The organism is Streptomyces albidicamelliae (genome assembly GCF_025642175.1).
In the GTDB taxonomy this organism is placed as follows: domain Bacteria; phylum Actinomycetota; class Actinomycetes; order Streptomycetales; family Streptomycetaceae; genus Streptomyces; species Streptomyces albidocamelliae.
This window is the reverse complement of the sequence record NZ_CP106795.1, coordinates 2,998,557-3,021,632: the sequence shown is the minus strand read 5'-3', so window position 1 is coordinate 3,021,632 and position 23,076 is coordinate 2,998,557. Positions and strand designations below refer to the sequence as shown.

The window sequence follows — 23,076 nt, the reverse complement described above, 5'->3', positions numbered from 1 at the left end:
ACGGCCGTACACTGGGCCGGGGAATGCTGGCACTCGCACGGGAAGAGTGCCAGGCGGAAGACCCGAAGGGCCGAGGGGACGACGTGCTGGAGGTGCGCGCGCATGCTGAGTGAACGCAGGCTTCAGGTCCTGCGCGCCATCGTCCAGGACTACGTGGGCACCGAGGAGCCGGTGGGTTCCAAGGCGCTCACGGAGCGGCACAGCCTCGGCGTCTCCCCGGCCACCGTGCGCAACGACATGGCGGCCCTGGAGGACGAGGGGTACATCGCGCAGCCGCACACCAGTGCCGGGCGCATCCCCACCGACAAGGGCTACCGGCTGTTCGTGGACAAGCTCGCGGGCGTGAAGCCGATGACCGGGCCCGAGCGGCGGGCGATCCAGAACTTCCTGGAGGGCGCCGTCGACCTCGACGACGTCGTCGCGCGGACGGTGCGGCTGCTGGCGCAGCTGACCCGGCAGGTCGCGGTCGTGCAGTACCCGTCGCTGACCCGGTCCACCGTGCGGCACGTCGAGCTGCTCTCGCTCGCCCCCGCGCGCGTGATGCTCGTGCTGATCACGGACACCGGCCGGGTCGAGCAGCGGATGGTCGACTGCCCGGCGCCGTTCGGCGAGGCCTCGCTGGCGGATCTGCGGGCGCGGCTGAACAGCCGGGTCGCGGGCCGCCGGTTCTCGGACGTGCCGCGACTGGTCGAGGACCTCCCCGAAGGCTTCGACGTCGACGATCGCGGTACGGTCTCCACGGTGCTCTCCACCCTTCTGGAGACACTGGTCGAGGAGAACGAGGAGCGGTTGATGATCGGCGGTACCGCCAATCTCACCCGCTTCGGGCACGATTTCCCCCTCGTGATCCGGCCCGTCCTGGAGGCACTGGAGGAGCAGGTCGTGCTCCTCAAGCTCCTGGGCGAGGCGAAGGACCCCGGCGTGACCGTGCGCATCGGCCACGAGAACGCCCATGAAGGACTCAACTCCACGTCCGTCGTGTCGGTCGGCTACGGTTCGGGCGGCGAGGCGGTTGCCAAGCTCGGCGTGGTCGGACCGACCCGCATGGACTACCCGGGAACGATGGGAGCGGTACGCGCAGTGGCACGGTACGTCGGACAGATCCTGGCGGAGTCGTAAGTGGCCACGGACTACTACGCCGTTCTCGGCGTGCGCCGCGACGCGTCGCAGGATGAGATCAAGAAGGCGTTCCGTCGGCTCGCGCGCGAGCTGCACCCGGACGTCAACCCGGATCCGAAGACCCAGGAGCGGTTCAAGGAGATCAACGCCGCCTACGAGGTGCTGTCGGACCCGCAGAAGAAGCAGGTCTACGACCTCGGCGGCGACCCGCTCTCCCAGTCGGGCGGCGCGGGCGCGGGCGGCTTCGGGGCCGGTGGCTTCGGCAACTTCTCGGACATCATGGACGCGTTCTTCGGTACGGCGTCGCAGCGCGGGCCGCGCTCGCGCACCCGGCGCGGCCAGGACGCGATGATCCGGATCGACGTCGAGCTGGACGAGGCGGCCTTCGGCACGACCAAGGACATCCAGGTCGACACCGCGGTCGTCTGCAACACCTGCAACGGCGAGGGCGCGGCCCCCGGCACGTCCGCCCAGACGTGTGACATGTGCCGCGGCCGGGGCGAGGTCTCCCAGGTCACCCGGTCCTTCCTGGGCCAGGTCATGACCTCCCGTCCCTGCCCCCAGTGCCAGGGCTTCGGCACGGTCGTGCCGACCCCGTGCCCGGAGTGCGCCGGTGACGGCCGGGTCCGCTCGCGCCGCACGCTGACCGTCAAGATCCCGGCCGGTGTCGACAACGGCACCCGTATCCAGCTCGCCGGCGAGGGCGAGGTCGGCCCGGGCGGCGGTCCGGCCGGTGACCTGTACGTCGAGATCCACGAGCTGCCGCACCCGATGTTCCAGCGGCGCGGCGACGACCTGCACTGCACGGTCACGATCCCGATGACCGCGGCGGCCCTCGGCACCAAGGTGCCGCTGGAGACCCTGGACGGCATGGAGGAGGTCGACATCCGGCCCGGCACCCAGTCCGGCCAGTCGATCCCGCTGCACAACCGGGGCGTCACGCATCTGCGCGGCGGCGGCCGGGGCGACCTGATCGTGCACGTCGAGGTCACGACCCCGACCAAGCTCGACCCCGAGCAGGAACGGGTCCTGCGGGAGCTGGCCAAGCTGCGCGGCGAGGAACGCCCCCAGGGCCAGTTCCAGCCGGGGCAGCAGGGACTGTTCTCCCGGTTGAAGGACGCCTTCAACGGGCGCTGAGACCGGGGGCCGAGCCGGTCGGAGGACGCCTTCGACCGGCGCCGGGGCGGGGTGTACGGGGTGCTCCGGCACCCCTATGCCGGTGGCCTATGCCGCGGGAAGCCCGGATTCGGACTTGTTCGGGGGACGTGACAACATGCGCTCATGTCCTCCGCGCTGACCGATCTCTTCCCCCACCCGATCGTGCAGGCCCCCATGGCGGGCGGCGGTTCCGTCCCGCAGCTCGCCGCAGCCGTCTCCGAGGCCGGCGGCCTCGGATTCCTCGCCGCCGGGTACAAGACGGCCGACGGCATGTACCAGGAGATCAAGCAGCTGCGGGGGCTCACGAGCCGCCCCTTCGGCGTGAACGTGTTCATGCCCCAGCCCGAGTACGCCGAGTCCGGCGCCGTGGAGGTCTACGCCCACCAGCTGGCCGGGGAGGCCGCCTGGTACGAGACCGAGCTGGGCGACCCGGACAGCGGACGGGACGACGGCTACGAGGTCAAGCTCGCGGTGCTCCTGGACAACCCGGTCCCGGTGGTGTCCTTCCACTTCGGCGTGCCGAGCCGTGAGGCGCTGGACGCGCTGCGCCGGGCCGGCACCCTCACCCTGGTCACCGCCACCACCGCCGAGGAGGCCCGCGCGGTCGAACGGGCCGGGGCGGACGCGGTGATCGCGCAGGGCGTCGAGGCGGGCGGCCACCAGGGCACGCACCGGGACATCCCGGAGAACGACGGGTCCGGCATCGGACTGCTGTCGCTGATCGCGCAGATCCGGGAGGCCGTGCGCATCCCGGTCGTCGCCGCGGGCGGCATCATGCGCGGCGGCCAGATAGCCGCCGTCCTCGCCGCGGGCGCCGACGCGGCCCAGCTCGGCACCGCCTTCCTCGCCACCCCCGAGTCCGGCGCCCCCGCGCCGCACAAACAGGCGCTCACCGACCCCCTGTTCGCGCGCACCGAACTGACCCGCGCCTTCTCCGGCCGGCCGGCGCGCGGACTGGTCAACCGCTTCGTGCGCGAGCACGGCCCCTACGCCCCCGCGGCCTACCCCGAGATCCACCACCTCACCGCCCCGCTGCGCAAGGCCGCCGCCAAGGCCGCGGACGCGCAGGGCATGGCGCTGTGGGCGGGCCAGGGCCACCGGCTGGCCCGGGAGCTGCCCGCCGGACGGCTGGTGGAGGTGCTGGCCGCCGAACTCGCCGAGGCCAGGACAGCGTTGTCGAACCCGCCCGGAACCGGAGGTGAGCGGCGATGACCGCACCCGTCTTCGTCGTGGACCGACTCGACCGGGTCGGCCCGGAGTTCGTGCTCGACGGCCCCGAGGGCCGGCACGCGGTGTCGGTGAAGCGGCTGCGGCCGGGCGAGGACGTGGTCCTCACCGACGGGCGCGGCCACTGGGCCGAGGGCGTCGTCAAGGCGGCCGAGGGCAAGGACCGGCTGGTGGTCGCGGACCTGGCGCCCGTCCACGAGGAACCCCCGGCCGCCCCGCGGATCACGGTCGTCCAGGCCCTGCCCAAGGGTGACCGGGGCGAACTCGCCGTGGAGACCATGACCGAGGTCGGCGTCGACGCGATCGTGCCCTGGCAGGCGTCCCGCTGCATCACCCAGTGGAAGGGCGAGCGGGGTCTGAAGGCCCTCGGCAAGTGGCGGGCCACGGCCCGGGAGGCCGGCAAGCAGTCCCGCCGGGTCCGCTTCCCCGAGGTCGCGGACGCGGCGACGACCCGGCAGGTCGGCGCGCTGCTGGCCGGCGCGGACTTCGCGGCCGTCCTGCACGAGAGCGGCGAGGAACGCCTCGCCACCGCCGAACTGCCGGCCGCCGGTGAGATCATGCTGGTCGTCGGGCCCGAGGGCGGCGTCTCTCCCGAGGAGCTGGCGCTGTTCGCGGAGGCCGGCGCCAGGCCCTACGTGCTCGGCCCCACCGTGCTGCGCACGTCCACCGCCGGCACCGCCGCCGCGGCCCTCCTGCTGGGCCGCACCGGCCGCTGGTCCTGACACCACCCGGGGGACAACCGTGGAACTCGCCCAAGTCCGGCTCCTGGTGACCGACTTCGCCGCCTGCTACCGCTTCTACGCCGACGTCCTCGGCCTGAAGCCGCAGTCCGGCGCGACCGAGGGCCCGTACGAGAAGTTCAGCGCGCACGCCGGCTCCGCCGGGATCGCCCTGCAGGACCGGGTGATGATGGCCGAGGTCCTCGACGAGCTGAACGGGACCGTCACCGGCCACCGTTCGCTGGTCGTGCTGCGGGTGGACGACCTCGACGCCTACTGCGCGGAGATCACCTCCCGGGGCGCCACCCTGATCCACGGCCCGGCCCTCATGACCGACCGGATGCGCGTGGCCCACCTCAAGGACCCCGAGGGCAATCTGGTCGAACTCCAGGAGTGGCTGCTGCTGCGCGGCTGACCGGGCCTCCGGTGGGCGAAGTCCCGTGCCCCGAGGGGCGCGTGGGCCGCTTCCCCGAACGGGTGAGTGGCCGTATGCGCCCTTCCGCCCCGGCCGCACCGGTGGCACCCTGCCCTTCATGGGGGCTTCGAGACGGATCCGGGCCGGGACACGCGGGACGCGTACGTGGGTCGTCGCGGGACTGGCCGTGCTGGCCGGCGGTGCCATGGTGGCGTGCCAGGGCGATCTCAGCACCGCGACCGTCGCCTACACCACCGACACCACGGCGACGGCCCGGCTGGAACGCGAGGACGTGGACGTCAGCTGGCTGACCTGCAACGGCAGTTACGGCGACCGCGGCGGTACGGCGGCCCGGACGCCCTCGCCGTCCGAGACCACGGTCGTCTCCGTCGACTGCTCGGGCGAGACCAAGGACCGGCGGAAGATCACCGTCACCGGGAAGGTCACCAAGGCCGTCGACGGCGCCTGCGTGCGCGGCGACCTGACGGCCAGGGTCGGCGGCAGACAGGTCTTCCACGTCGACGGGCTCGGCGACTGCGGCGCCACGCCGGGACCGACGTACCGCCCGCCCGGCGGAGGGGGGCAGCCGACCGTGACGGTCACCGTCACCCGGACCCTCTGGTGCAAGGGCGACCCCACCTGCTGGCCCGTCGAGGGCAAGTGATCGAAAGGGGAGCGGGGCGCACCGGCCGCTGCGTACAGTGACGGGGTGACTCAGGGTGCTTCGACGGGAACCACGGAAACCTCCGCCTACCTCCGATTCCCCCACGTACGGGGCGACTTGGTGGCATTCGTCGCCGAGGACGACGTCTGGCTGGCGCCCCTCGACGGTGGCCGCGCCTGGCGGGTCAGCGCCGACAACAGGCCGGTGGCCAGACCCCGCATCTCACCGGACGGGCGCCTCCTCGCCTGGACCTCCACCCGGGACGGCGCCCCCGAGGTGCACGTCGCCCCCGTCGACGGGGGCCCCGCCCGGCGGCTGACGTACTGGGGCAACGGCCGTACCGAGGTGCGCGGCTGGACCGCCGACGGACGTGTCCTCGCGCTCGGCGCCCAGGGCCGGCCCAGCTCCCGCCAGACCTGGGCGCACGCCGTGCCGCTGGACGGCGGACCCGCCGAGACCCTGCCGTACGGGCCCGTCGGCGACCTGGCGTCCGGGCCGGCCACCGTGCTGCTGTCCGTGCCGATGGGGCGCGAGGCCGCCTACTGGAAGCGCTACCGGGGCGGCACGGCCGGCAAGCTGTGGATCGACCGGGCCGCCGCCGACGGCGAGGGCACCGGCGACTTCGTCCGGCTGCACGAGGACGTCGACGGGAACATCGAGTGCCCGGTGTGGGTGGGGGACCGGATCGCGTTCCTCTCCGACCACGAGGGCACGGGCGCCCTGTACTCCTCCCTCGCCGACGGCTCCGACCTGCGCCGGCACACCCCGCTCGGCGGCTTCTACGCCCGCCACGCGGCCGGCGACGGCGACCGGGTCGTCTACAGCAGCGCCGGTGAACTGTGGCTGCTCGACGACCTGGAGGGCGCCGAGCCGCGTCGGCTGGACGTACGGCTCGGCGGCCCCCGGGTGGACCTGCGGCCCCGCCCGGTGAACGCCTCCCAGTGGTTCGGCGAGGCGTCCCCGGACCACACCGCGCGCGGCAGCGCCGTGTGCGTGCGCGGCGGCGTCCACTGGGTCACCCACCGTTCGGGCCCGGCCCGCGCCCTCGCCGCCACCCCCGGCGTCCGCGCCCGCCTGCCCCGCGCCTTCCGCGCCGACGGCGAGGAGTGGGCGGTGTGGGTGACGGACGCCGAGGGCGACGACGCCCTGGAGTTCGCGCCGGCGACCGGGACCGTGCCCGGCGCCCCGCCCCGCCGGCTCGCCGCCGGACAGCTCGGCCGCGTCCTGGAGCTGGCCGTCTCGCCCGACGGTAGCCGGGCCGCGGTCGCCGCGCACGACGGGCGGCTGCTGCTCGTCGAGCGGGAGACCGGCGAGGTCCGCGAGGTCGACAGCAGCGACGACGGCGAGGTCTCCGGACTCGCGTTCTCCCCCGACTCCGCCTGGCTCGCCTGGGCCCACCCCGGCCCCCGCCCGCTCTCCCAGCTGCGGATCGCCCACACCACCGACCTGTCGGTCACCGAGGCGACCCCGCTGCGCTTCCAGGACTACGCGCCCGCCTTCACCCTCGACGGCAAGCACCTCGCGTTCCTCTCCAACCGCGCCTTCGACCCGGTCTACGACGAGCACGTCTTCGACCTCGCGTTCGTGGTGGGCGCCCGGCCGCACCTGATCACCCTGGCCGCCACCACCCCGTCCCCGTTCGGGCCGCAGCGCCACGGCCGGCCCTTCGAGACCTCCGACAAGGAGGAGACCGCCGAGGGCGAGGGCACCCCCGCCACCCGCATCGACCCCGAAGGCCTCGCCGACCGGATCGTGCCCTTCCCGGTGGAGGCCGGCCGCTACTCCGGTCTGCGCGCGGCCAAGGACGGCGTCCTCTGGCTGCGCCACCCCGTGCACGGCGTCCTCGGCGCCTCCCGGGCCCACCCCGAGGACCCCGACCCGCACTCCGAGCTGGAGCGCTACGACCTCGCCCAGCGGCGCCTGGAGCACCTGGCCTCCGACGCCGACCACTTCGAGGTCAGCGGCGACGGCAAACGCGTCCTGCTGTGGAGCGACGGCCGGCTGCGGGTCGTCCCCGGCGACCGCCGTACCGGCGGCGACGACGACGGCGACACCAGCGTCACCGTGGACCTCGCCCGCGTCCGGCAGATCCTCGACCCGGCCGCGGAGTGGCGGCAGATGTACGAGGAGACCGGCCGCCTGATGCGCGACCACTTCTGGCGCCCCGACCTCGGCGGTGTCGACTGGGACGGTGTCCTCACCCGCTACCGCCCGCTGCTGGCCCGGCTCGCCACCCACAGCGACCTCATCGACCTGCTGTGGGAGGTGCACGGCGAACTCGGCACCTCGCACGCCTACGTGACCCCGCGGGGCGGCCGCGGCGGCGCCCGGTACGGCCTGCTCGGCGCGGACATCTCCCGGCACGAGGACGGCAGTTGGCGTATCGACCGCATCCTGCCCGCGGAGACCTCCGATCCGGACGCCCGCTCCCCGCTGGCCGCGCCCGGTGTCGCCGTGCGCCCCGGCGACGCGATCATCGCCGTCGCCGGTCACGCCGTCGACCCGGTGACCGGCCCCGGCCCCCTGCTCGTCGGCACGGCCGGCCACCCCGTCGAACTGACCGTCTCCCCGGCGGGCGGCGGCGAACCGCGCCACACGGTCGTCGTCCCCGTCGCCGACGAGGAGGCCCTGCGCTACCACGCCTGGGTCGCCGACCGCCGCGCCCACGTCCACACCGCCTCCGGGGGCCGGCTCGGCTACCTCCACGTCCCCGACATGCAGGCCCCCGGCTGGGCGCAGATCCACCGCGACCTGCGCGTGGAGGTGACCCGGGAGGGGCTCGTCGTCGACGTCCGCGAGAACCGGGGCGGGCACACCTCGCAGCTCGTGGTGGAGAAACTCGCCCGCCGGATCATCGGCTGGGACCTGGCGCGCGGCATGCGCCCCACCAGCTACCCGCTCGACGCGCCCCGCGGCCCGGTCGTCGCCGTCGCCAACGAGTTCTCCGGCTCCGACGGCGACATCGTCAACGCGGCCATCAAGGCCCTCGGCATCGGACCGGTCGTCGGCACCCGCACCTGGGGCGGCGTCATCGGCATCGACAGCCGCTACCACCTGGTCGACGGCACCCTCGTCACCCAGCCCAAGTACGCGATCTGGCTGGAGGGCCAGGGCTGGGACGTGGAGAACCACGGTGTCGACCCGGACGTCGAGGCCGTCCAACGCCCCCAGGACTGGGCGGCGCAGCGGGACACCCAACTGGACACCGCCGTCGCCCTGGCCCTGGAGGCACTGGAGGACAGCCCCGCGAAGACACCTCCGGACATGCCCGCCTAGGGAGCGCGGGGCAGTGGCGGTGCGCGGCTTCGCCTCGTGGGCGCGACAAGCCACCGAAGACCCGCCGCCGAACGACTACCATGCCCCCGTAACCGATCACCGCCGAAAGCGAGCGCAGCGTATGGCTGGGGAACCGCAGGACGACTGCCTGTTCTGCAAGATCGTCGCGGGCCGGATCCCGGCGACGATCGTCCGCGAGACCGAGACGACCGTCGCCTTCCGGGACATAAACCCCCAGGCCCCCACGCACGTCCTGGTGATCCCCAAGGCGCACTACGAGACCGCCGCCGTCCTCGCCGCCGGTGCGCCCGGTCTCGCGGCCGACGTGCTGCGCGAGACGCAGGCCGTCGCCGACGACGAGAAGCTCGACAGCTACCGCATCGTCTTCAACACCGGCAGCGGTGCCGGCCAGACCGTCTGGCACGCCCACGCCCACGTCCTCGGCGGCCGTGGTCTGGAATGGCCCCCCGGATAGTCCGTCATGTCCGTCCGTGAACTGGTGGTCCTCGGCACCGCCAGCCAGGTCCCGACCCGGCACCGCAACCACAACGGCTATCTGCTGCGGTGGGACGGCGAGGGCCTGCTCTTCGACCCCGGCGAGGGTACGCAGCGGCAGATGCTGCGCGCCGGGGTCGCCGCCCACGACCTGAACCGGATCTGCGTCACGCACTTCCACGGGGACCACTCGCTGGGCCTGGCAGGGGTGATCCAGCGGATCAACCTCGACCAGGTGCCGCACGAGATCACCGCGCACTACCCGCGCTCCGGGCAGCGCTTCTTCGACCGCCTGCGCTACTCCACGGCCTACCGGGAGACGGTCGGCATCACCGAGGCGCCGGTCGCCGCCGACGGCATCCTCGCGGTGACGCCGTCGTACACCCTGGAGGCCCGCAGGCTGTCCCACCCGGTCGAGTCCTACGGCTACCGGCTGATCGAACCCGACGGCCGCCGCATGCTCCCCGAACGCCTCGCCGCGCACGGGATCAAGGGGCCCGACGTGGGCCGTCTGCAGCGCGAGGGCCGGATCGGGGACGTGACGCTGGAGGACGTCAGCGAGGTGCGCCGGGGGCAGCGGTTCGCGTTCGTCATGGACACCCGGCTGTGCGACGGGGTGCACGCGCTCGCGGAGGGCTGCGACCTGCTGGTCATCGAGTCCACCTTCCTGGACGAGGACACCCCGCTGGCCGTGGAGCACGGGCACCTGACGGCCGGGCAGGCCGCCGCCGTCGCCCGGGAGGCGGGCGTCCGGCACCTCGTGCTCACCCACTTCAGCCAGCGCTACACCGAACCGGAGGAGTTCGAGCGGCAGGCGCGGGCGGCCGGCTTCGAGGGCGAGCTGACCGTGGCGCACGACCTGCAACGGGTCGCGGTTCCGAAACGTCGGTGAGCCACCCGTACGATGCTTCGATGCCCCTCCCGAAAGCAGAACTGCACCTCCACATCGAAGGCACCCTGGAGCCGGAGCTGGCGTTCGAGCTGGCCGCCCGCAACGGGGTGACCCTGCCGTACGCGGACACGGAAGAACTCCGCAAGGCGTACGACTTCGAGGACCTCCAGTCCTTCCTGAACCTGTACTACGAACTCATGGCCGTCCTGCGCACCGAGCAGGACTTCGCCGACCTGGCGGACGCCTACCTGGCCCGCGCCGCCGCGCAGGGCGTGCGGCACGCGGAGATCTTCTTCGACCCGCAGGCCCACCTCGCGCGAGGCGTGCCGATGGGCACGGTCGTGGAGGGGCTGTGGCGGGCGCTGGGCGCCGCCGAGGAGAACCACGGCGTCTCCACCAGGCTGATCCTGTGCTTCCTGCGGGACGAGTCCGCCGAGTCCGCGCTCGCCACCCTGGAGGCCGCCCGCCCGTACCTGGACCGGATCACCGGCGTCGGCCTGGACTCCGCCGAGGTCGGGCATCCGCCGGTGAAGTTCCGCGAGGTGTACGAGGCCGCCGCCGCCCTCGGGCTGCGCCGGGTCGCGCACGCCGGCGAGGAGGGGCCGCCGGAGTACATCACCGAGGCGCTGGACGTGCTCGGTGTGGAGCGCGTCGACCACGGCCTGCGGTGCGTGGAGGACCCGGCGCTGGTCGAGCGGCTGGTCCGGGACCGCGTCCCGCTCACCCTCTGCCCGCTGTCCAACGTCCGCCTGCGCACCGTCGACACCCTGGCCGACCATCCGCTGCCGGCCATGCTCGACGCCGGCCTGCTGTGCACGGTGAACTCCGACGACCCGGCGTACTTCGGCGGGTACGCCGGCGACAACTTCACCGCCGTGCGGCGGACCCTGGGGCTGACCGAGGACCGGCTGCGCGAACTGGCCCGCAACTCCTTCCTCGCCTCCTTCCTGGAGGACGACGAGGAGCGGCGCGCCCGCTACATCGCCGAGGTCGAGGCGTACGAGTTCGGGGACGCGGTCTCGTAGGCCTGCCGGGCGGCCACGGCGGGCGTCTCCACCGGGACCTCCACGACCGGGAGTTCCACGACCGGCACGGGACGCCTGCCCGTACGCAGCGCCACCGCCGTCATCGGCGCGGCGATCAGCAGCAGTCCGGCGCCGAGCAGCAGTCCCATGCCCGGGAATCCCGCCCAGCCCGCGAGCAGGCTGCCGGCCAGCGGCCCGGCCGCGGTGCCCAGGGAGGACGCCGAGCCGACCAGGACCGCCCAGCGGCCGCGCGGGTCCAGGGAGGCGGCGAGTCCGATGACGTACGACAGCACGACCGGGTAGAGAAGGTTCCAGGAGATCTCGCCGGCCGCGAAGGCCGGCAGGTCCGTCGCCGAGGCGCTGAGCGCGATGCAGGCGGCGATGAGCGCCGTGCCGCCGCCGATGGGCAGCGCGCGCCCGAGGCGCGGGCCGAGCGCCCCCGCGCCCAGCACACCGAGCAGTCCGGCGCCCAGCGCGATCGCGAACACCGCGCCCACGGTGACCTCCGTGAGGTGGGCCTGGGCGAGTCCGATCCGGCCGCTGACACCCCACAGGGAGTTCTGGGCGAGGGACCAGCAGGGCATGGCGGCGGCGAGCAGCAGGCCGGCCCGCGGGTGGGGGAGACGGCCGTACCCGGAGGCGGCGCGGGCCGGTGCCGTGCGGACCGACAGACGCCCGGTGAACGGCCAGACGGCGAGCGCGGTCAGCGCGACGGCGGCCAGGGGGAGCCCGTGGCCCGGACCGAGGTGCGGGATCGTCAGGTAGAGGGCGCCGGCCAGGGCGGAGACGCCGAGCAGGCCGAGGGTGGTGACGCGGTGCGGGTCCCGGTTGGCGGCGATGCCGCTCGCGGCGACCGCGGTGACCGTGCCGGACCCGAACCCGCCGAGGAGCGCGCCCGCGACGACGGCGGGCACGGCGTCCGTGACGGCGGCACCGCCGTAGCCGAGGAAGGCGAACGCGAGGCCGGCGCGCGCGAGTGCCCGGGGTCCGAACCGGTCCACCCGGGACGCCAGCAGGAAGCCCGCCGCCGCCGAACTCAGCAGCAGGGCACTGCCGATGGCGCCGGCCTGGGTGGCGGTGAGCGGGAGTCCGCTGTCGAGTCTGCCGACGGTGGTCGGCAGCAGATAGGGGGCGAGATACCCGGCCGTGAAAAGGGCGACGAGGGGCCAGGGCAGGGTGCGGGCGGGCGACACGGGCGTTCCAGGGCAGGCGAAAGGAGCGAGGCTCAAAGAGGAGGGGGAGGGCGACGACCGTCGACGGACAGGAACGCGCGAGCAAGTTGTATCAAGCACGTGGTTCCGGAAGAAGATCGGGGGGTGTGATCCGGGCCACTCTTGCGTTTGAGGGTGTGGGGGCCGGGTAGGAGGCGCCGACTTCCGAGGCTCCGCCCGCTCCGCGCCGGGTGGGGCCTTTCGTGTGTCCGCCATTGACGGCCGAGCATCCGTGTATCTAGCCTCTGTTCTCATACATGGACGGCATTCATAAGGGGAGATGGTCAGGTGGGCGGCGACCCGGCTCCGCAGAACGTGGCGCGACGACTGCGGGAGGGGATGGCGCGCGGCGTGCTGTCCTTCCCGCTCACCGCCTTCCACGAGGACGGCTCCCTCGACCCCGACGGCTTCCGGGCGCACGTCGCCGGGCGCCTCGCCGCCGGATGCGGCGCCGTCTTCCCGGCGTGCGGCACCGGCGAGTTCTTCTCGCTGGACGAGGACGAGTACCGGAGGGTCGTCGGCATCACCGTCGAGGAGGCGGCCGGACGGGTGCCCGTCGTGGCCGGCACCGGATACGGCTGGGCGCAGGCGGCCCGGTTCGCGCGGATCGCCGCGGAGGCCGGCGCCGACGCCCTGCTCGTACTGCCGCACTACCTGGTCGAGGCCCCGCAGGACGGCCTCGCCGCCCAGCTGGAGCAGCTCGCCGCCCGCACCCCGCTGCCGCTGATCACCTATCAGCGCGGCCAGGTCGCCTACACCGCCGCGTCGTTGCGGCGCATCGCCCGCCTCCCGAACGTCATCGGCCTCAAGGACGGGCACAGCGACCTCGACCGGCTCCAGCGCCTCACCCTCGCCGCCCCCGACGGCTTCCTCTTCTTCAACGGCGCCGCCACCGCCGAGATCCAGGCCCGCGCCTACGCGGCCGTCGGCGTCCCCGCCTACTCCTCGGCCGTGCACGCCTTCGCGCCCGAGATCGCCGACGCCTTCTTCACCGCGCTCCGCGACGGGGACCACGGCGGCGTCGACAAGCTGCTGCGCGCCTTCTACGTCCCCTTCGTCGAGCTCCGCGACCGCGCGCCCGGCTACGCCGTGTCCCTGGTGAAGGCGGCGGCCCGGCTGCGCGGGCAGCGGGTCGGACCCGTGCGGGCCCCGCTCACCGAGCCCTCGCCCGGCGACCTCGCCGCCCTGAGGACCCTCCTCGCCGCCGGACTCGACCTCGTGGGAGCCGCCCTGTGACCCGTGACCTGACCATCGCCGAGGTGCGGCTGACGCCGATCCTGGTCGCCGACCCGCCGCTGCTCAACACCCAGGGGGTGCACCAGCCGTACACCCCCCGGCTGATCGTGGAGATCGTCACGGCCGACGGGACCACCGGGATCGGCGAGACGTACGGCGACACCAAGTACCTGGAACCGGCCCGGGCGCTGGCCGAACGGCTCCCCGGCCGGTCGGTCATGGATGTGAACGGTCTCTTCGCCCTGGACCTCGCCGTGGACGAGTCCCGGGTCCGGGACGCCGTGGACGCCGGCGGGCTGCGCGGGGTGCAGAGCGCCGACAAGCTGCGGCTGTCCGTGCTGTCCGCGTTCGAGGTCGCCTGCCTGGACGCCCAGGGCAGGGCGCTCGGACTGCCGGTGCACGCCCTGCTCGGCGGCAAGGTCCGCGACAGCGTGGAGTACAGCGCCTACCTGTTCTACAAGTGGGCCGGGCACCCGGCGGGCACGGCCGCCGGGCCGGACCCGTGGGGCGCCGCCCTGGATCCGGCCGGAATCGTCGCCCAGGCACGGGAGTTGCGGCGGCGGCACGGCTTCGGCTCGTTCAAGCTCAAGGGCGGCGTCTTCCCGCCCGAGGAGGAGATCGCGGCCGTCCGCGCCCTCGCCGAGGCGTTCCCCGGGCACCCGCTGCGCCTCGACCCCAACGGCGCCTGGTCGGTCGCGACCTCGCTGAAGGTGGCCGCCGAACTCGGGGACGTCCTGGAGTACCTGGAGGACCCCACGCTCGGCACGCCCGCCATGGCCGAGGTCGCGGCCGGGACCGACGTCCCCCTCGCCACCAACATGTGCGTGACCACCTTCGGCGAGATCGCGGAGGCGTTCACGAAGGACGCCGTCCAGGTCGTCCTCTCCGACCACCACTACTGGGGCGGCCTGCGCAACACCCGGCACCTCGCCGCGATCTGCGCCGCCTTCGGCGTCGGGGTGTCCATGCACTCCAACACCCATCTCGGCATCAGCCTCGCCGCCATGACCCACGTGGCCTCGACCGTGCCGGACCTCCACCACGCCTGCGACTCCCACTACCCCTGGCAGTCCGAGGACGTCCTCACCGAGCGGCTCCTCTTCACCGGCGGCCGGGTCGCGGTGCCCGACGGGCCGGGGCTCGGCGTCGAACTCGACCGGGACGAACTGGCCCGGCTGCACCGGCGGTGGGCCGAGGACGACGGCGCGCTGCGGGACCGCGACGACGCGGCGGCCATGCGCGCGGGCGAACCGGGGTGGCACCCACCGGTGATGCCCCGCTGGTGACGGGCACCGCGGGCGGTTCCGGTGGGTGACCTGGTGCACACTGGCCAGAACCGCACCACGTCAGGGAGCGCACCGTGACCCCCTCGTACACCGTCGCCGGAGAGGAACCGGACCATCTGACGCCCGCCACGCGCTGCCGGGCCCGGACCGACCCGCTGACCGCGCTGCGCGCCCCGGGCGACCCGCCCTGGGACGTCTGCCTCACGGGCACGGTCTTCCTCGACATCGTCTTCACCGGCCTGGACTCGGCGCCGGTGCGCGGTACCGAGTCCTGGGCCCGGGGCATGGGCTCCAGCCCCGGCGGGGTCGCCAACATGGCCGCCGCCCTGGCCCGCCTCGGCCTGCGCACCCTCCTCGCCGCGGCCTTCGGCGACGACCACTACGGCGAGTACTGCTGGGACGCGCTCGAACAGGGCGAGGGCATCGACCTGTCCGCCTCGCGGACCGTCCCCGGCTGGCACTCGCCGGTGACCGTCTCCATGGCGTACGAGGGCGAACGCACGATGGTGTCGCACGGGCACGAGCCGCCGCCGGAGGCCGTGCTCGTCCAGCAGGGCGCGCCGGGCTTCCCGCCCCCGCCCGGGCGGCCGTCGCCTCCCTGACCCCCGGCCGCCGCGCCCCGTGGATCGCGCGGGCCGCCCGCGCCGGCACCCGGATCTTCGCCGACGTCGGCTGGGACGAGACCGGGGCGTGGGACCTGCGCGGGCTGGCCGACCTGGAGCACTGCGAGGCCTTCCTGCCGAACGCGGAGGAGGCGAAGCGGTACACCGGCGCCCCCTGCCCCCGGGAGGCCGCGCACGCGCTGACCGAGCACGTCCCGGTGGCGGTGGTGACCCTCGGGTCCGAGGGGGCGTACGCGGTGGACCGGCGCACGGGGGAGACGGCCGAGGTCCCGGCGATCGCGGTGGAGGCGCTGGACCCGACCGGGGCGGGCGACGTGTTCGTCGCCGGGTTCGTGACGGGCTCCCTCGCGGGGTGGCCGCTGGCCGACCGGCTGGCCTTCGCCGGGCTCACGGCGGCCCTGTCCGTGCAGGAGTTCGGGGGGTCGCTGTCCGCGCCGGGGTGGTCGGAGATCGGGGCGTGGTGGCGGCGGGTGCAGTCCGTGGAGGGGCAGGACCCGGCGGCGCTGCGTCGGTACGCGTTCCTGGAGGGGCTGGTGCCCGAGGAGCTGGACCGGCCCTGGCCGCTCGCCCGGGCGGTGCCGACCATCGGGTTCCGCCGGTCCGGCTGAACGGGCCGGCCGCCGTCCGGCGGAAAAGTCCTACAGGCTTGTCGGTCCACCGTCGTACCCTGGAACGGCGAGGCCGCCCTCAGCCATGCGGCCGTGACGAGGAGGAAGCGCAGGCCTTCAGCGCCGGCCCATGACACAGACACCCACAGCTCACACCCCCGCGCAGGAGCAGGCGAGAGCACAACTGACCGTCCCCGCCCAGCACCCCATGGTGACCGTGCTGGGCTCCGGCGACTCCCTCCTGCGCGTGATCGAGAGGGCTTTCCCGGCGGCCGACATCCATGTCCGGGGCAATGAGATCAGCGCGGTCGGCGACCCCCAGGACGTCGCCCTCATTTCGCGCGTGTTCGACGAGATGATGCTGGTGCTCCGCACCGGGCAGCCGATGACGGAGGACGCAGTGGAACGCTCGATCGCCATGCTCAAGGCGAGCGAGAACGGGACGAGCGACGGGCCGGAGACCCCGGCCGAGGTACTGACGCAGAACATCCTGTCCTCGCGGGGCCGCACGATCCGCCCGAAGACCCTCAACCAGAAGCGGTACGTCGACGCGATCGACAAGCACACGATCGTCTTCGGCATCGGCCCCGCCGGTACCGGAAAGACCTACCTGGCCATGGCCAAGGCCGTCCAGGCCCTGCAGTCCAAGCAGGTCAACCGCATCATCCTGACCCGTCCCGCGGTCGAGGCCGGCGAGCGGCTGGGCTTCCTGCCCGGCACGCTCTACGAGAAGATCGACCCCTACCTGCGCCCGCTGTACGACGCGCTGCACGACATGCTCGACCCCGACTCCATCCCGCGGCTCATGGCCGCCGGGACGATCGAGGTCGCGCCGCTCGCCTACATGCGCGGACGCACGCTCAACGACGCCTTCATCATCCTGGACGAGGCCCAGAACACGAGCCCCGAACAGATGAAGATGTTCCTCACCCGCCTCGGCTTCGACTCGAAGATCGTGATCACCGGTGACGTGACGCAGGTCGACCTGCCGAACGGCACCAAGTCCGGTCTGCGGCAGGTGCAGGAGATCCTGGAGGGCGTGGAGGACGTCCACTTCTCCCGGCTGTCGTCCCACGATGTCGTACGGCACAAGCTGGTGGGCCGTATCGTCGACGCGTACGAGTTGTACGACAGCAAGCACGGCACCGAGAACGGCACCCACAAGGGCGGCCGCGGCAGAACCGGTGCCAAGGCTCCCAAGGGGAAGTAGACCAGCACGACCATGTCGATCGACGTCAACAACGAGTCCGGCACCGAGGTCGACGAGCAGGCGATCCTCGACATCGCCCGCTACGCGCTCGCTCGGATGCGCATCCACCCGCTGTCCGAGCTCTCGGTGATCGTCGTGGACGAAGACGCCATGGAGCAGCTGCACATCCAGTGGATGGACCTGCCCGGGCCGACCGATGTCATGTCGTTCCCGATGGACGAGCTGCGGCCGCCCACGAAGGACGACGACGAGCCGCCGCAGGGGCTGCTCGGCGACATCGTGCTGTGCCCGGAGGTCGCCACCAAGCAGGGGGCCGAGGCGCCCACGCAGCACTCCATGGACGAGGAGCTCCAGCTGCTCACCGTCCACGGGGTGCTGCACCTGCTCGGCTACGACCACGAGGAGCCCGACGAGAAGGCCGAGATGTTCGGGCTCCAGGCCGCCATCGTGGACGGGTGGCGGTCCGAGCACGGGCTGACCGGGCCGTCCCCGGCGCCGACCGTCTCGTAAGCGGGCGGCATGTCTCCACAGATCGTGATCGGCGCGATCGCGCTGGTCGTCGTCGCCTGGCTCGCCGCCTGCGCGGAGGCGGGCCTCGCGCGGGTCTCCAGCTTCCGTGCCGAGGAGGCCGTGAAGTCGGGCCGGCGCGGCGGCGCCAAGCTCGCGCAGATCGCCGCCGACCCCACCCGCTACCTCAACGTGGCCCTGCTGGTCCGCGTCGCCTGCGAGATGGCCGCCGCGGCCCTGGTGACCTACGCCTGCCTCCAGGAGTTCGACACCACCTGGCAGGCGCTGCTGGTCGCCATCGGCGTGATGGTCCTCGTGTCGTACGTCGCCGTCGGCGTCTCCCCGCGCACCATCGGCCGCCAGCACCCGCTGAACACCGCGACCGCGGCGGCGTACGTGCTGCTGCCGCTCGCCCGGATCATGGGACCCGTCCCGTCCCTGCTGATCCTCATCGGCAACGCGCTCACCCCCGGCAAGGGCTTCCGCCGCGGCCCCTTCGCCTCCGAGGCGGAGCTGCGCGCGCTGGTCGACCTCGCCGAGAAGGAGTCGCTGATCGAGGACGACGAGCGCCGCATGGTGCACTCGGTCTTCGAGCTCGGCGACACGCTCGTGCGCGAGGTCATGGTCCCGCGGACCGACCTCGTCGTCATCGAGCGGTACAAGACCATCCGGCAGGCCCTCACCCTCGCCCTGCGCTCCGGGTTCTCCCGGATCCCGGTCACCGGCGAGAGCGAGGACGACATCGTCGGGATCGTGTACCTGAAGGACCTGGTCCGCAAGACGCACATCAGCCGGGACGCGGAGAGCGACCTGGTGTCCACCGCTATGCGCCCGGCCGTGTTCGTGCCCGACACCAAGAACGCCGGCGACCTGCTGCGCGAGATGCAGAAGGAACGCAACCACGTCGCCGTCGTCATCGACGAGTACGGCGGCACCGCGGGCATCGTCACCATCGAGGACATCCTGGAGGAGATCGTCGGTGAGATCACCGACGAGTACGACCGGGAACTGCCGCCCGTGGAGGACCTCGGGGACGACCGCTACCGGGTCACCGCCCGTCTCGACATCACCGACCTCGGCGAGCTGTACGGCCTGGAGGAGTACGACGACGAGGACGTGGAGACCGTCGGCGGACTGCTCGCCAAGGCCCTCGGCCGCGTGCCCATCGCGAGCGCGTCCGCCGAGGTGGAACTGCCCGACGAGCGCAGGCTGAAGCTGACGGCGGAGGCGGCGGCCGGCCGCCGCAACAAGATCGTCACGGTCCTGGTGGAGCCGGTCCCCGTGCCGCCCGCCGAAGAGGAGGAGCCCGAGTGACGCCCGGGGAGCTGCGCGCCTTCTGCCTGTCCTTCAACGCGGTCGTGGAGGACTTCCCGTTCAACCCGGAGACCTCGGTCTTCAAGGTGCTGGGCAAGATGTTCGCCCTGACGGCCCTGGACGCGCGGCCCCTGACGGTCAACCTCAAGTGCGACCCGGAGGACGCGCTCCGGCTGCGCGGCGAGCACGAGGGGCTGATCGTCCCCGGCTACCACATGAACAAGCGGCACTGGAACACGGTGGCCGCCGACGGCGCACTGCCGGACCGGCTGCTCCGCGAGCTGATCGAGGACTCGTACGACCTCGTCGTCGCGGGGCTGCCACGGGCGGAGCGGCTGCGGCTCGACCGGCGGTAATCGCCTTGCGGGACCGCGCTGACCTCGTGTCAGAATCCGGCGCATGACTGTTCGGTACCCGCGCCCGCTGCGCCCCGGTGACCGTGTCGGTGTGACCTCCCCGTCCAGCGGGGTCGCCGAGGAACTGCGCGGCCGCCTCGACGTGGCGGTGCGCGACCTCGAGGCCCGCGGCTTCGAGGTGGTCGTGGGCCGGTGCATGGACGGCTCGACGCACATCAGCGCCCCCGCCGCCGAGCGCGCCGCGGAACTCACCGGGATGCTGACCGACCCGGCGATCCGGGCCGTGGTGCCGCCGTGGGGTGGGGAGACCGCGATCGACCTGCTGCCGCTGCTGGACTTCGAGGCGATCGGGCGGGCCGAACCGACCTGGATGGCCGGCTGGTCCGACATCTCCACGATCGTCACCCCGCTGACGCTGCTCACCGGTGTGGCGACCGTCCACGGCGGCAACCTGATGGACACCCCGTACCGGACCCCCGAGGGCCTGGTGTCCTGGCTCGACATCGTCACCGCCCCGCGGGGCGGGTCCTTCGCGCAGACGCCGCCCGGCCGGTACCGGTCCGGCGGGTTCGACGACTGGACCGCGGACCCGGAGGTCCGCGCCCTGACCCTGGACGCCGAGGGCGGCTGGCTGCGGCTGGACGGGAAGGGGGACGTAGACGCCCGGGGCCGGCTGATCGGCGGCTGCGTCGAGATCCTCGCCAACCTCGCGGGCACGCCGTACCTGGACACCTCGCGGTTCGCCGGGGACGAGCCGCTGCTCGTCTACGTCGAGGCCTGCGAGGACAACGCGTTCACCATCTGCCGCAATCTGCACGGCATGCGCCTCGCCGGGTTCTTCGACCGCGCGGCCGCCGTCCTCGTGGGCCGCACCCACGCCCCGGACAGCCGCACCCTCACCCAGTACGAGGCCGTCCTCGACGCGCTCGGCCCGCTCGGGGTGCCGATCGTCGCCGACGTCGAGTGCGGCCACGTGAGCCCCCGTCTGCCCCTGGTGAACGGCGCGCGCGGCCGTGTCGTGCACACCGCCACCCGGAGCGAGATCGTCCAGACCCTGGACTGACCCGGCACGGGTACGGGCGGGGCACCCCCGCGGCCGGGCGCACGCACCGCCGCTTCGTATGCTCGGGGCATGACCGAGAGCAGCGCGCTTGACCCCGAGGACCGCAAGATCGTCACCCTGGCCCGTTCCGCGCGGGCCCGCAACGGCGTGCCGGAGGGGGCGGCCGTACGGGACGACACCGGGCGTACGTACGTCGCGGGGTCCGTGGAGCTCCCCTCGCTGAGGCTGAGCGCGCTGCGCACGGCCGTCGCGATGGCCGTGGCGTCGGGGGCGCGGTCCCTGGAGGCGGCGGCGGTGGTGAGCGACGCGGAGGCGGTGGCGGCCGAGGACCTGGCCGCCGTGGCCGATCTCGGCGGCGCCGGGACGCCCGTCCTGCTCGCCTCGGCCGACGGGAGTGTGCGGGCGACCGTCTCCGCCGGCTGACGTCCGGTGGGACCGGACGACAGGTCGGCCGGAATGCCACCTTGCCGTCCCCCGTCCCCCGCGCATCAATGAAGCCGTACCTTCCGACGATCCGTCAGATCCGCACCGCCGCGCCGGGCGCCCGCATCCGCCCGCCCGGCCTGCCGCTCGTCGGCGCACCTTCCGACCATCCCCACATGGCATCCCCACAGGGAAGGGAAGCGGATCCCCATGAGAGGCACACGCACGGCAACGGGTGCGGCACTGGCGGCCGGGGCCCTCGCGGTCATCGGACTGGCCCTCGCGCCCACCGCGGCCGCCGTCGCCCCCCAGACGGCGACCATCACCGCGAGCTGCGGCTTCTTCGGCGGCGGCGCGGCCACGCTCACCGCCACGCAGAACGGCACCTCGGCCACCATCACCCTCACCTCCACCGCGATCAGCGCGCCGGTAGCCGTCGCGCCGGACTCGATCTCCTCCACGCTCACCCTGGCCAGGGCGGGCGGCGGCGGCGTCGTGTTCAGCGGGACGAAGAACCCGGCCATGAACACCGGCGACCCGGTCAGCGTCGGCCCGCTGCCGGGCACCGTCGCCGCCGGGGACCGCCTGGACGCCTACGGCGGCTCCCTGAAGATGGTGATCTTCGGGATCACCGTGACCTGCAAGGCGAACGGCCCGCAGGCGCCGGGGCCGTTCGTCTTCGACTGAGCGCTCCGCCCCGGGTGAGCGATCTGTTCCGGATGCCGCAGAAACTGATGATCCGTCAGATTTCTGCGGCATCTCCATTGACTTCTCACCCCCGCTCCACATCAATGCCCCCTGTCGGCGCAGATGAGCCGCTGCGCCAGCAACCCTCAGGAGGGGGCCCATGGGTCCGACACCCCGAAGAACCCGACGGTGGCGCTGGGCGTCGCTGTTCGGGGCGACCGCCCTCGCGGTCACCGCGGGCGGCGCGCTGGCCTGTCCGGCCGGTGCCGCCGGCGCGAACGTGGACTTCGCCACGCACTGCATCCCGCCCGCCGTCTCCGGCCTGCCGCCGATCGACGGCACCACCACCGCGAGCGTGTCGGTGGACAACACCAAGCCCAAGGTGGGCGACACGGTCACCGTGACCTACACGGTGGTCACCCCCGCCGCGGGCAACCCCACCGACCTGGCCCTGCCGGCCGACATCATGACCCCGACCGGCAAGGTCGCGCTCGGCGGCGCCCAGACCGGGTCCGTCACGGTCGCCGGGCCGAAGAAGAACACCCCGGTGCCGGGGAAGGCACCCTTCCCGTCCTTCTCCATGACCGGCACGTTCACCGTCACCAAGGCCGGGCAGATCACCCTCTCGCCCGGCGACTACAACATCCACACCAGCTACATCCTGGAGCTGGACACCCCCTGCACGGTCACCAGCCCCCCGGCCCCGACCTCGGAGACCGTCACGGCGACCGACGGCACCCCGGCCAACACCCGGTCAATCTCGCTCGGTTCGGCCTCCGGTGACCCCGGCGCCGCCGTCACCGTCAGCGGCACCAACTTCACCCCGGGCGCGAGCGTCACCCTGGCCGGACGGTCCGGGACCACCCAGACCGCCGACACCGCGACCGTGACCGCGAACGCCCAGGGCTCCTTCAGCGGCTCCCTCGTCGTCAACGACAAGACGACGACCGGGGTCGTGGCCTACGAGGGCGCGTCCTGGACCACGGACAAGGGCGCGGGCCCCGCGGCCTACGTCGTCAACGACACCACCCCCGTCCCGCCCGGCAGCCAGAAGCTGACGACCACCGTCAAGGCGGGCACCCTGTCCATGTCCCAGGCCGGGGACGCCGTCGCGCTGTCGGCGGTCGACTTCGGCAAGGGCGGGGCCTCGACCGGAGCCCTGCGGACGGTGACCGTCAAGGACTACCGCGGCGGGCCCGCGGGCTGGTCCCTGACCGGCAAGGTCACCGACTTCACCGGCCCCGGTGCCAAGATCGACGCCGGAAAGCTGAGCTGGACCCCCGCCTGCGCGACCAAGGCGGGCAGCCCCAGCACCTGCAAGGCCGGTTCGGCGGGCGCCGTGGGCCTGACGGGAGCGACCCTCGCGTCGACCCCCGACGGCACGGTCACCGGCGGTGAGTTCACCGTCGACGCCGGACTCTCCCTCGACGTACCGGCGTTCACGCCTCCCGGCGCGTACTCCGGCGTCCTGACCCTCACCCTCACCTGACCCGCACCCCGACACCGGTGGCCGGGCGCCCCGCCCTACGACCGGGGCCGCACCCGCCCGACCGCCACCACCC

The 23,076-nt window shown here is 73.3% G+C and carries 21 protein-coding genes and 1 pseudogene; 21 read left to right on the top strand and 1 reads right to left on the bottom strand.

The window, feature by feature from the left end; all coding sequences use genetic code 11:
• Positions 1-102 precede the first annotated feature (102 nt).
• The 10 genes from hrcA to N8I86_RS13940 all read left to right on the top strand — a co-directional run bounded on the left by hrcA (position 103) and on the right by N8I86_RS13940 (position 10,990).
• Entirely contained in the window at positions 103-1,119 is a 1,017-nt protein-coding gene (gene hrcA / locus N8I86_RS13985; protein WP_073893857.1) for a heat-inducible transcriptional repressor HrcA, read from the top strand.
• The gene (gene dnaJ, locus N8I86_RS13980; RefSeq protein WP_073893855.1) at positions 1,120-2,256 is read left to right on the top strand and encodes a molecular chaperone DnaJ; all 1,137 of its coding nucleotides are present in this window, start codon (positions 1,120-1,122) and stop codon (positions 2,254-2,256) included.
• Positions 2,257-2,400: 144 nt separating this feature from the next.
• Positions 2,401-3,489 carry a nitronate monooxygenase gene (locus tag N8I86_RS13975; RefSeq protein ID WP_263277904.1) on the top strand — a complete coding sequence of 363 codons (1,089 nt, stop codon included), beginning with the start codon at positions 2,401-2,403 and terminating at the stop codon, positions 3,487-3,489.
• On the top strand, positions 3,486-4,226 hold the full coding sequence (locus tag N8I86_RS13970; protein WP_073893852.1) for a 16S rRNA (uracil(1498)-N(3))-methyltransferase: 741 nt from the start codon (positions 3,486-3,488) through the stop codon (positions 4,224-4,226). The genes N8I86_RS13975 and N8I86_RS13970 overlap by 4 nt, the downstream gene beginning before the upstream one ends.
• 19 nt (positions 4,227-4,245) lie before the next feature.
• Positions 4,246-4,638 (top strand): VOC family protein, encoded by a 393-nt coding sequence (locus N8I86_RS13965; protein ID WP_073893851.1) that lies wholly within the window; start codon positions 4,246-4,248, stop codon positions 4,636-4,638.
• Positions 4,639-4,756: 118 nt separating this feature from the next.
• On the top strand, positions 4,757-5,302 hold the full coding sequence (locus N8I86_RS13960; RefSeq protein ID WP_263277902.1) for a hypothetical protein: 546 nt from the start codon (positions 4,757-4,759) through the stop codon (positions 5,300-5,302).
• 117 nt (positions 5,303-5,419) lie between these two features.
• Entirely contained in the window at positions 5,420-8,578 is a 3,159-nt protein-coding gene (locus tag N8I86_RS13955; RefSeq protein ID WP_263277901.1) for a S41 family peptidase, read from the top strand.
• Positions 8,579-8,699: 121 nt separating this feature from the next.
• Positions 8,700-9,053, top strand: a complete 354-nt coding sequence (locus tag N8I86_RS13950) for a histidine triad nucleotide-binding protein (protein ID WP_073893846.1) — start codon at positions 8,700-8,702, stop codon at positions 9,051-9,053.
• Between the two features lie 6 nt (positions 9,054-9,059).
• A complete protein-coding gene (locus N8I86_RS13945; protein WP_263277900.1) occupies positions 9,060-9,965 on the top strand; it encodes a ribonuclease Z in 906 nt (301 codons plus the stop codon).
• A 20-nt stretch (positions 9,966-9,985) separates the two neighbouring features.
• The gene (locus N8I86_RS13940; RefSeq protein ID WP_263277899.1) at positions 9,986-10,990 is read left to right on the top strand and encodes an adenosine deaminase; all 1,005 of its coding nucleotides are present in this window, start codon (positions 9,986-9,988) and stop codon (positions 10,988-10,990) included.
• Here N8I86_RS13940 and N8I86_RS13935 read toward each other — a convergent pair.
• Positions 10,942-12,183 carry an MFS transporter gene (locus N8I86_RS13935; RefSeq protein ID WP_263277898.1) on the bottom strand — a complete coding sequence of 414 codons (1,242 nt, stop codon included), beginning with the start codon at positions 12,181-12,183 and terminating at the stop codon, positions 10,942-10,944. The genes N8I86_RS13940 and N8I86_RS13935 overlap by 49 nt on opposite strands.
• 357 nt (positions 12,184-12,540) lie before the next feature.
• Here N8I86_RS13935 and N8I86_RS13930 point away from each other — a divergent pair, with 357 nt between their 5' ends.
• The 11 genes and pseudogenes from N8I86_RS13930 to N8I86_RS13880 all read left to right on the top strand — a co-directional run bounded on the left by N8I86_RS13930 (position 12,541) and on the right by N8I86_RS13880 (position 23,003).
• Positions 12,541-13,437: a 5-dehydro-4-deoxyglucarate dehydratase gene (locus tag N8I86_RS13930; protein WP_263280099.1), complete on the top strand. Its 897-nt coding sequence runs from the start codon at positions 12,541-12,543 to the stop codon at positions 13,435-13,437.
• A complete protein-coding gene (locus N8I86_RS13925) occupies positions 13,434-14,723 on the top strand; it encodes a glucarate dehydratase family protein (protein WP_263277897.1) in 1,290 nt (429 codons plus the stop codon). The genes N8I86_RS13930 and N8I86_RS13925 overlap by 4 nt, the downstream gene beginning before the upstream one ends.
• 116 nt (positions 14,724-14,839) lie before the next feature.
• A pseudogene (locus N8I86_RS13920) lies at positions 14,840-15,954 on the top strand (carbohydrate kinase family protein).
• A 130-nt stretch (positions 15,955-16,084) separates the two neighbouring features.
• On the top strand, positions 16,085-17,164 hold the full coding sequence (locus N8I86_RS13915; RefSeq protein ID WP_073893834.1) for a PhoH family protein: 1,080 nt from the start codon (positions 16,085-16,087) through the stop codon (positions 17,162-17,164).
• 12 nt (positions 17,165-17,176) lie between these two features.
• Entirely contained in the window at positions 17,177-17,674 is a 498-nt protein-coding gene (ybeY, locus tag N8I86_RS13910) for an rRNA maturation RNase YbeY (RefSeq protein WP_073893832.1), read from the top strand.
• A 9-nt stretch (positions 17,675-17,683) separates the two neighbouring features.
• The gene (locus tag N8I86_RS13905; RefSeq protein ID WP_073893829.1) at positions 17,684-18,985 is read left to right on the top strand and encodes a hemolysin family protein; all 1,302 of its coding nucleotides are present in this window, start codon (positions 17,684-17,686) and stop codon (positions 18,983-18,985) included.
• The gene (locus N8I86_RS13900) at positions 18,982-19,341 is read left to right on the top strand and encodes an MmcQ/YjbR family DNA-binding protein (protein ID WP_123437934.1); all 360 of its coding nucleotides are present in this window, start codon (positions 18,982-18,984) and stop codon (positions 19,339-19,341) included. Before N8I86_RS13905 ends, N8I86_RS13900 begins: the two co-directional genes overlap by 4 nt.
• A gap of 43 nt (positions 19,342-19,384) precedes the next feature.
• The gene (locus N8I86_RS13895; RefSeq protein ID WP_263277896.1) at positions 19,385-20,404 is read left to right on the top strand and encodes a S66 family peptidase; all 1,020 of its coding nucleotides are present in this window, start codon (positions 19,385-19,387) and stop codon (positions 20,402-20,404) included.
• Between the two features lie 69 nt (positions 20,405-20,473).
• Positions 20,474-20,827, top strand: a complete 354-nt coding sequence (locus N8I86_RS13890; protein WP_073893826.1) for a cytidine deaminase — start codon at positions 20,474-20,476, stop codon at positions 20,825-20,827.
• A 210-nt stretch (positions 20,828-21,037) separates the two neighbouring features.
• Entirely contained in the window at positions 21,038-21,514 is a 477-nt protein-coding gene (locus N8I86_RS13885; protein ID WP_263277895.1) for a hypothetical protein, read from the top strand.
• Between the two features lie 160 nt (positions 21,515-21,674).
• The gene (locus N8I86_RS13880) at positions 21,675-23,003 is read left to right on the top strand and encodes a beta-xylosidase (protein ID WP_263277894.1); all 1,329 of its coding nucleotides are present in this window, start codon (positions 21,675-21,677) and stop codon (positions 23,001-23,003) included.
• Positions 23,004-23,076: the final 73 nt, after the last annotated feature.

Excerpts from the sequence above, each read along its gene's own strand:
- N8I86_RS13895 (WP_263277896.1), top strand. The coding sequence starts at position 19,385 with ATGACTGTTCGGTACCCGCGCCCGCTGCGCCCCGGTGACCGTGTCGGT.
- N8I86_RS13940 (WP_263277899.1), top strand. The coding sequence starts at position 9,986 with ATGCCCCTCCCGAAAGCAGAACTGCACCTCCACATCGAAGGCACCCTG.
- hrcA (WP_073893857.1), top strand. The coding sequence starts at position 103 with ATGCTGAGTGAACGCAGGCTTCAGGTCCTGCGCGCCATCGTCCAGGAC.
- N8I86_RS13945 (WP_263277900.1), top strand. The coding sequence starts at position 9,060 with ATGTCCGTCCGTGAACTGGTGGTCCTCGGCACCGCCAGCCAGGTCCCG.
- N8I86_RS13880 (WP_263277894.1), top strand. The coding sequence starts at position 21,675 with ATGGGTCCGACACCCCGAAGAACCCGACGGTGGCGCTGGGCGTCGCTG.
- N8I86_RS13930 (WP_263280099.1), top strand. The coding sequence starts at position 12,541 with ATGGCGCGCGGCGTGCTGTCCTTCCCGCTCACCGCCTTCCACGAGGAC.
- N8I86_RS13975 (WP_263277904.1), top strand. The coding sequence starts at position 2,401 with ATGTCCTCCGCGCTGACCGATCTCTTCCCCCACCCGATCGTGCAGGCC.
- ybeY (WP_073893832.1), top strand. The coding sequence starts at position 17,177 with ATGTCGATCGACGTCAACAACGAGTCCGGCACCGAGGTCGACGAGCAG.
- N8I86_RS13970 (WP_073893852.1), top strand. The coding sequence starts at position 3,486 with ATGACCGCACCCGTCTTCGTCGTGGACCGACTCGACCGGGTCGGCCCG.
- N8I86_RS13885 (WP_263277895.1), top strand. The coding sequence starts at position 21,038 with ATGAGAGGCACACGCACGGCAACGGGTGCGGCACTGGCGGCCGGGGCC.
- N8I86_RS13950 (WP_073893846.1), top strand. The coding sequence starts at position 8,700 with ATGGCTGGGGAACCGCAGGACGACTGCCTGTTCTGCAAGATCGTCGCG.
- N8I86_RS13915 (WP_073893834.1), top strand. The coding sequence starts at position 16,085 with ATGACACAGACACCCACAGCTCACACCCCCGCGCAGGAGCAGGCGAGA.
- N8I86_RS13960 (WP_263277902.1), top strand. The coding sequence starts at position 4,757 with ATGGGGGCTTCGAGACGGATCCGGGCCGGGACACGCGGGACGCGTACG.
- N8I86_RS13905 (WP_073893829.1), top strand. The coding sequence starts at position 17,684 with ATGTCTCCACAGATCGTGATCGGCGCGATCGCGCTGGTCGTCGTCGCC.
- N8I86_RS13890 (WP_073893826.1), top strand. The coding sequence starts at position 20,474 with ATGACCGAGAGCAGCGCGCTTGACCCCGAGGACCGCAAGATCGTCACC.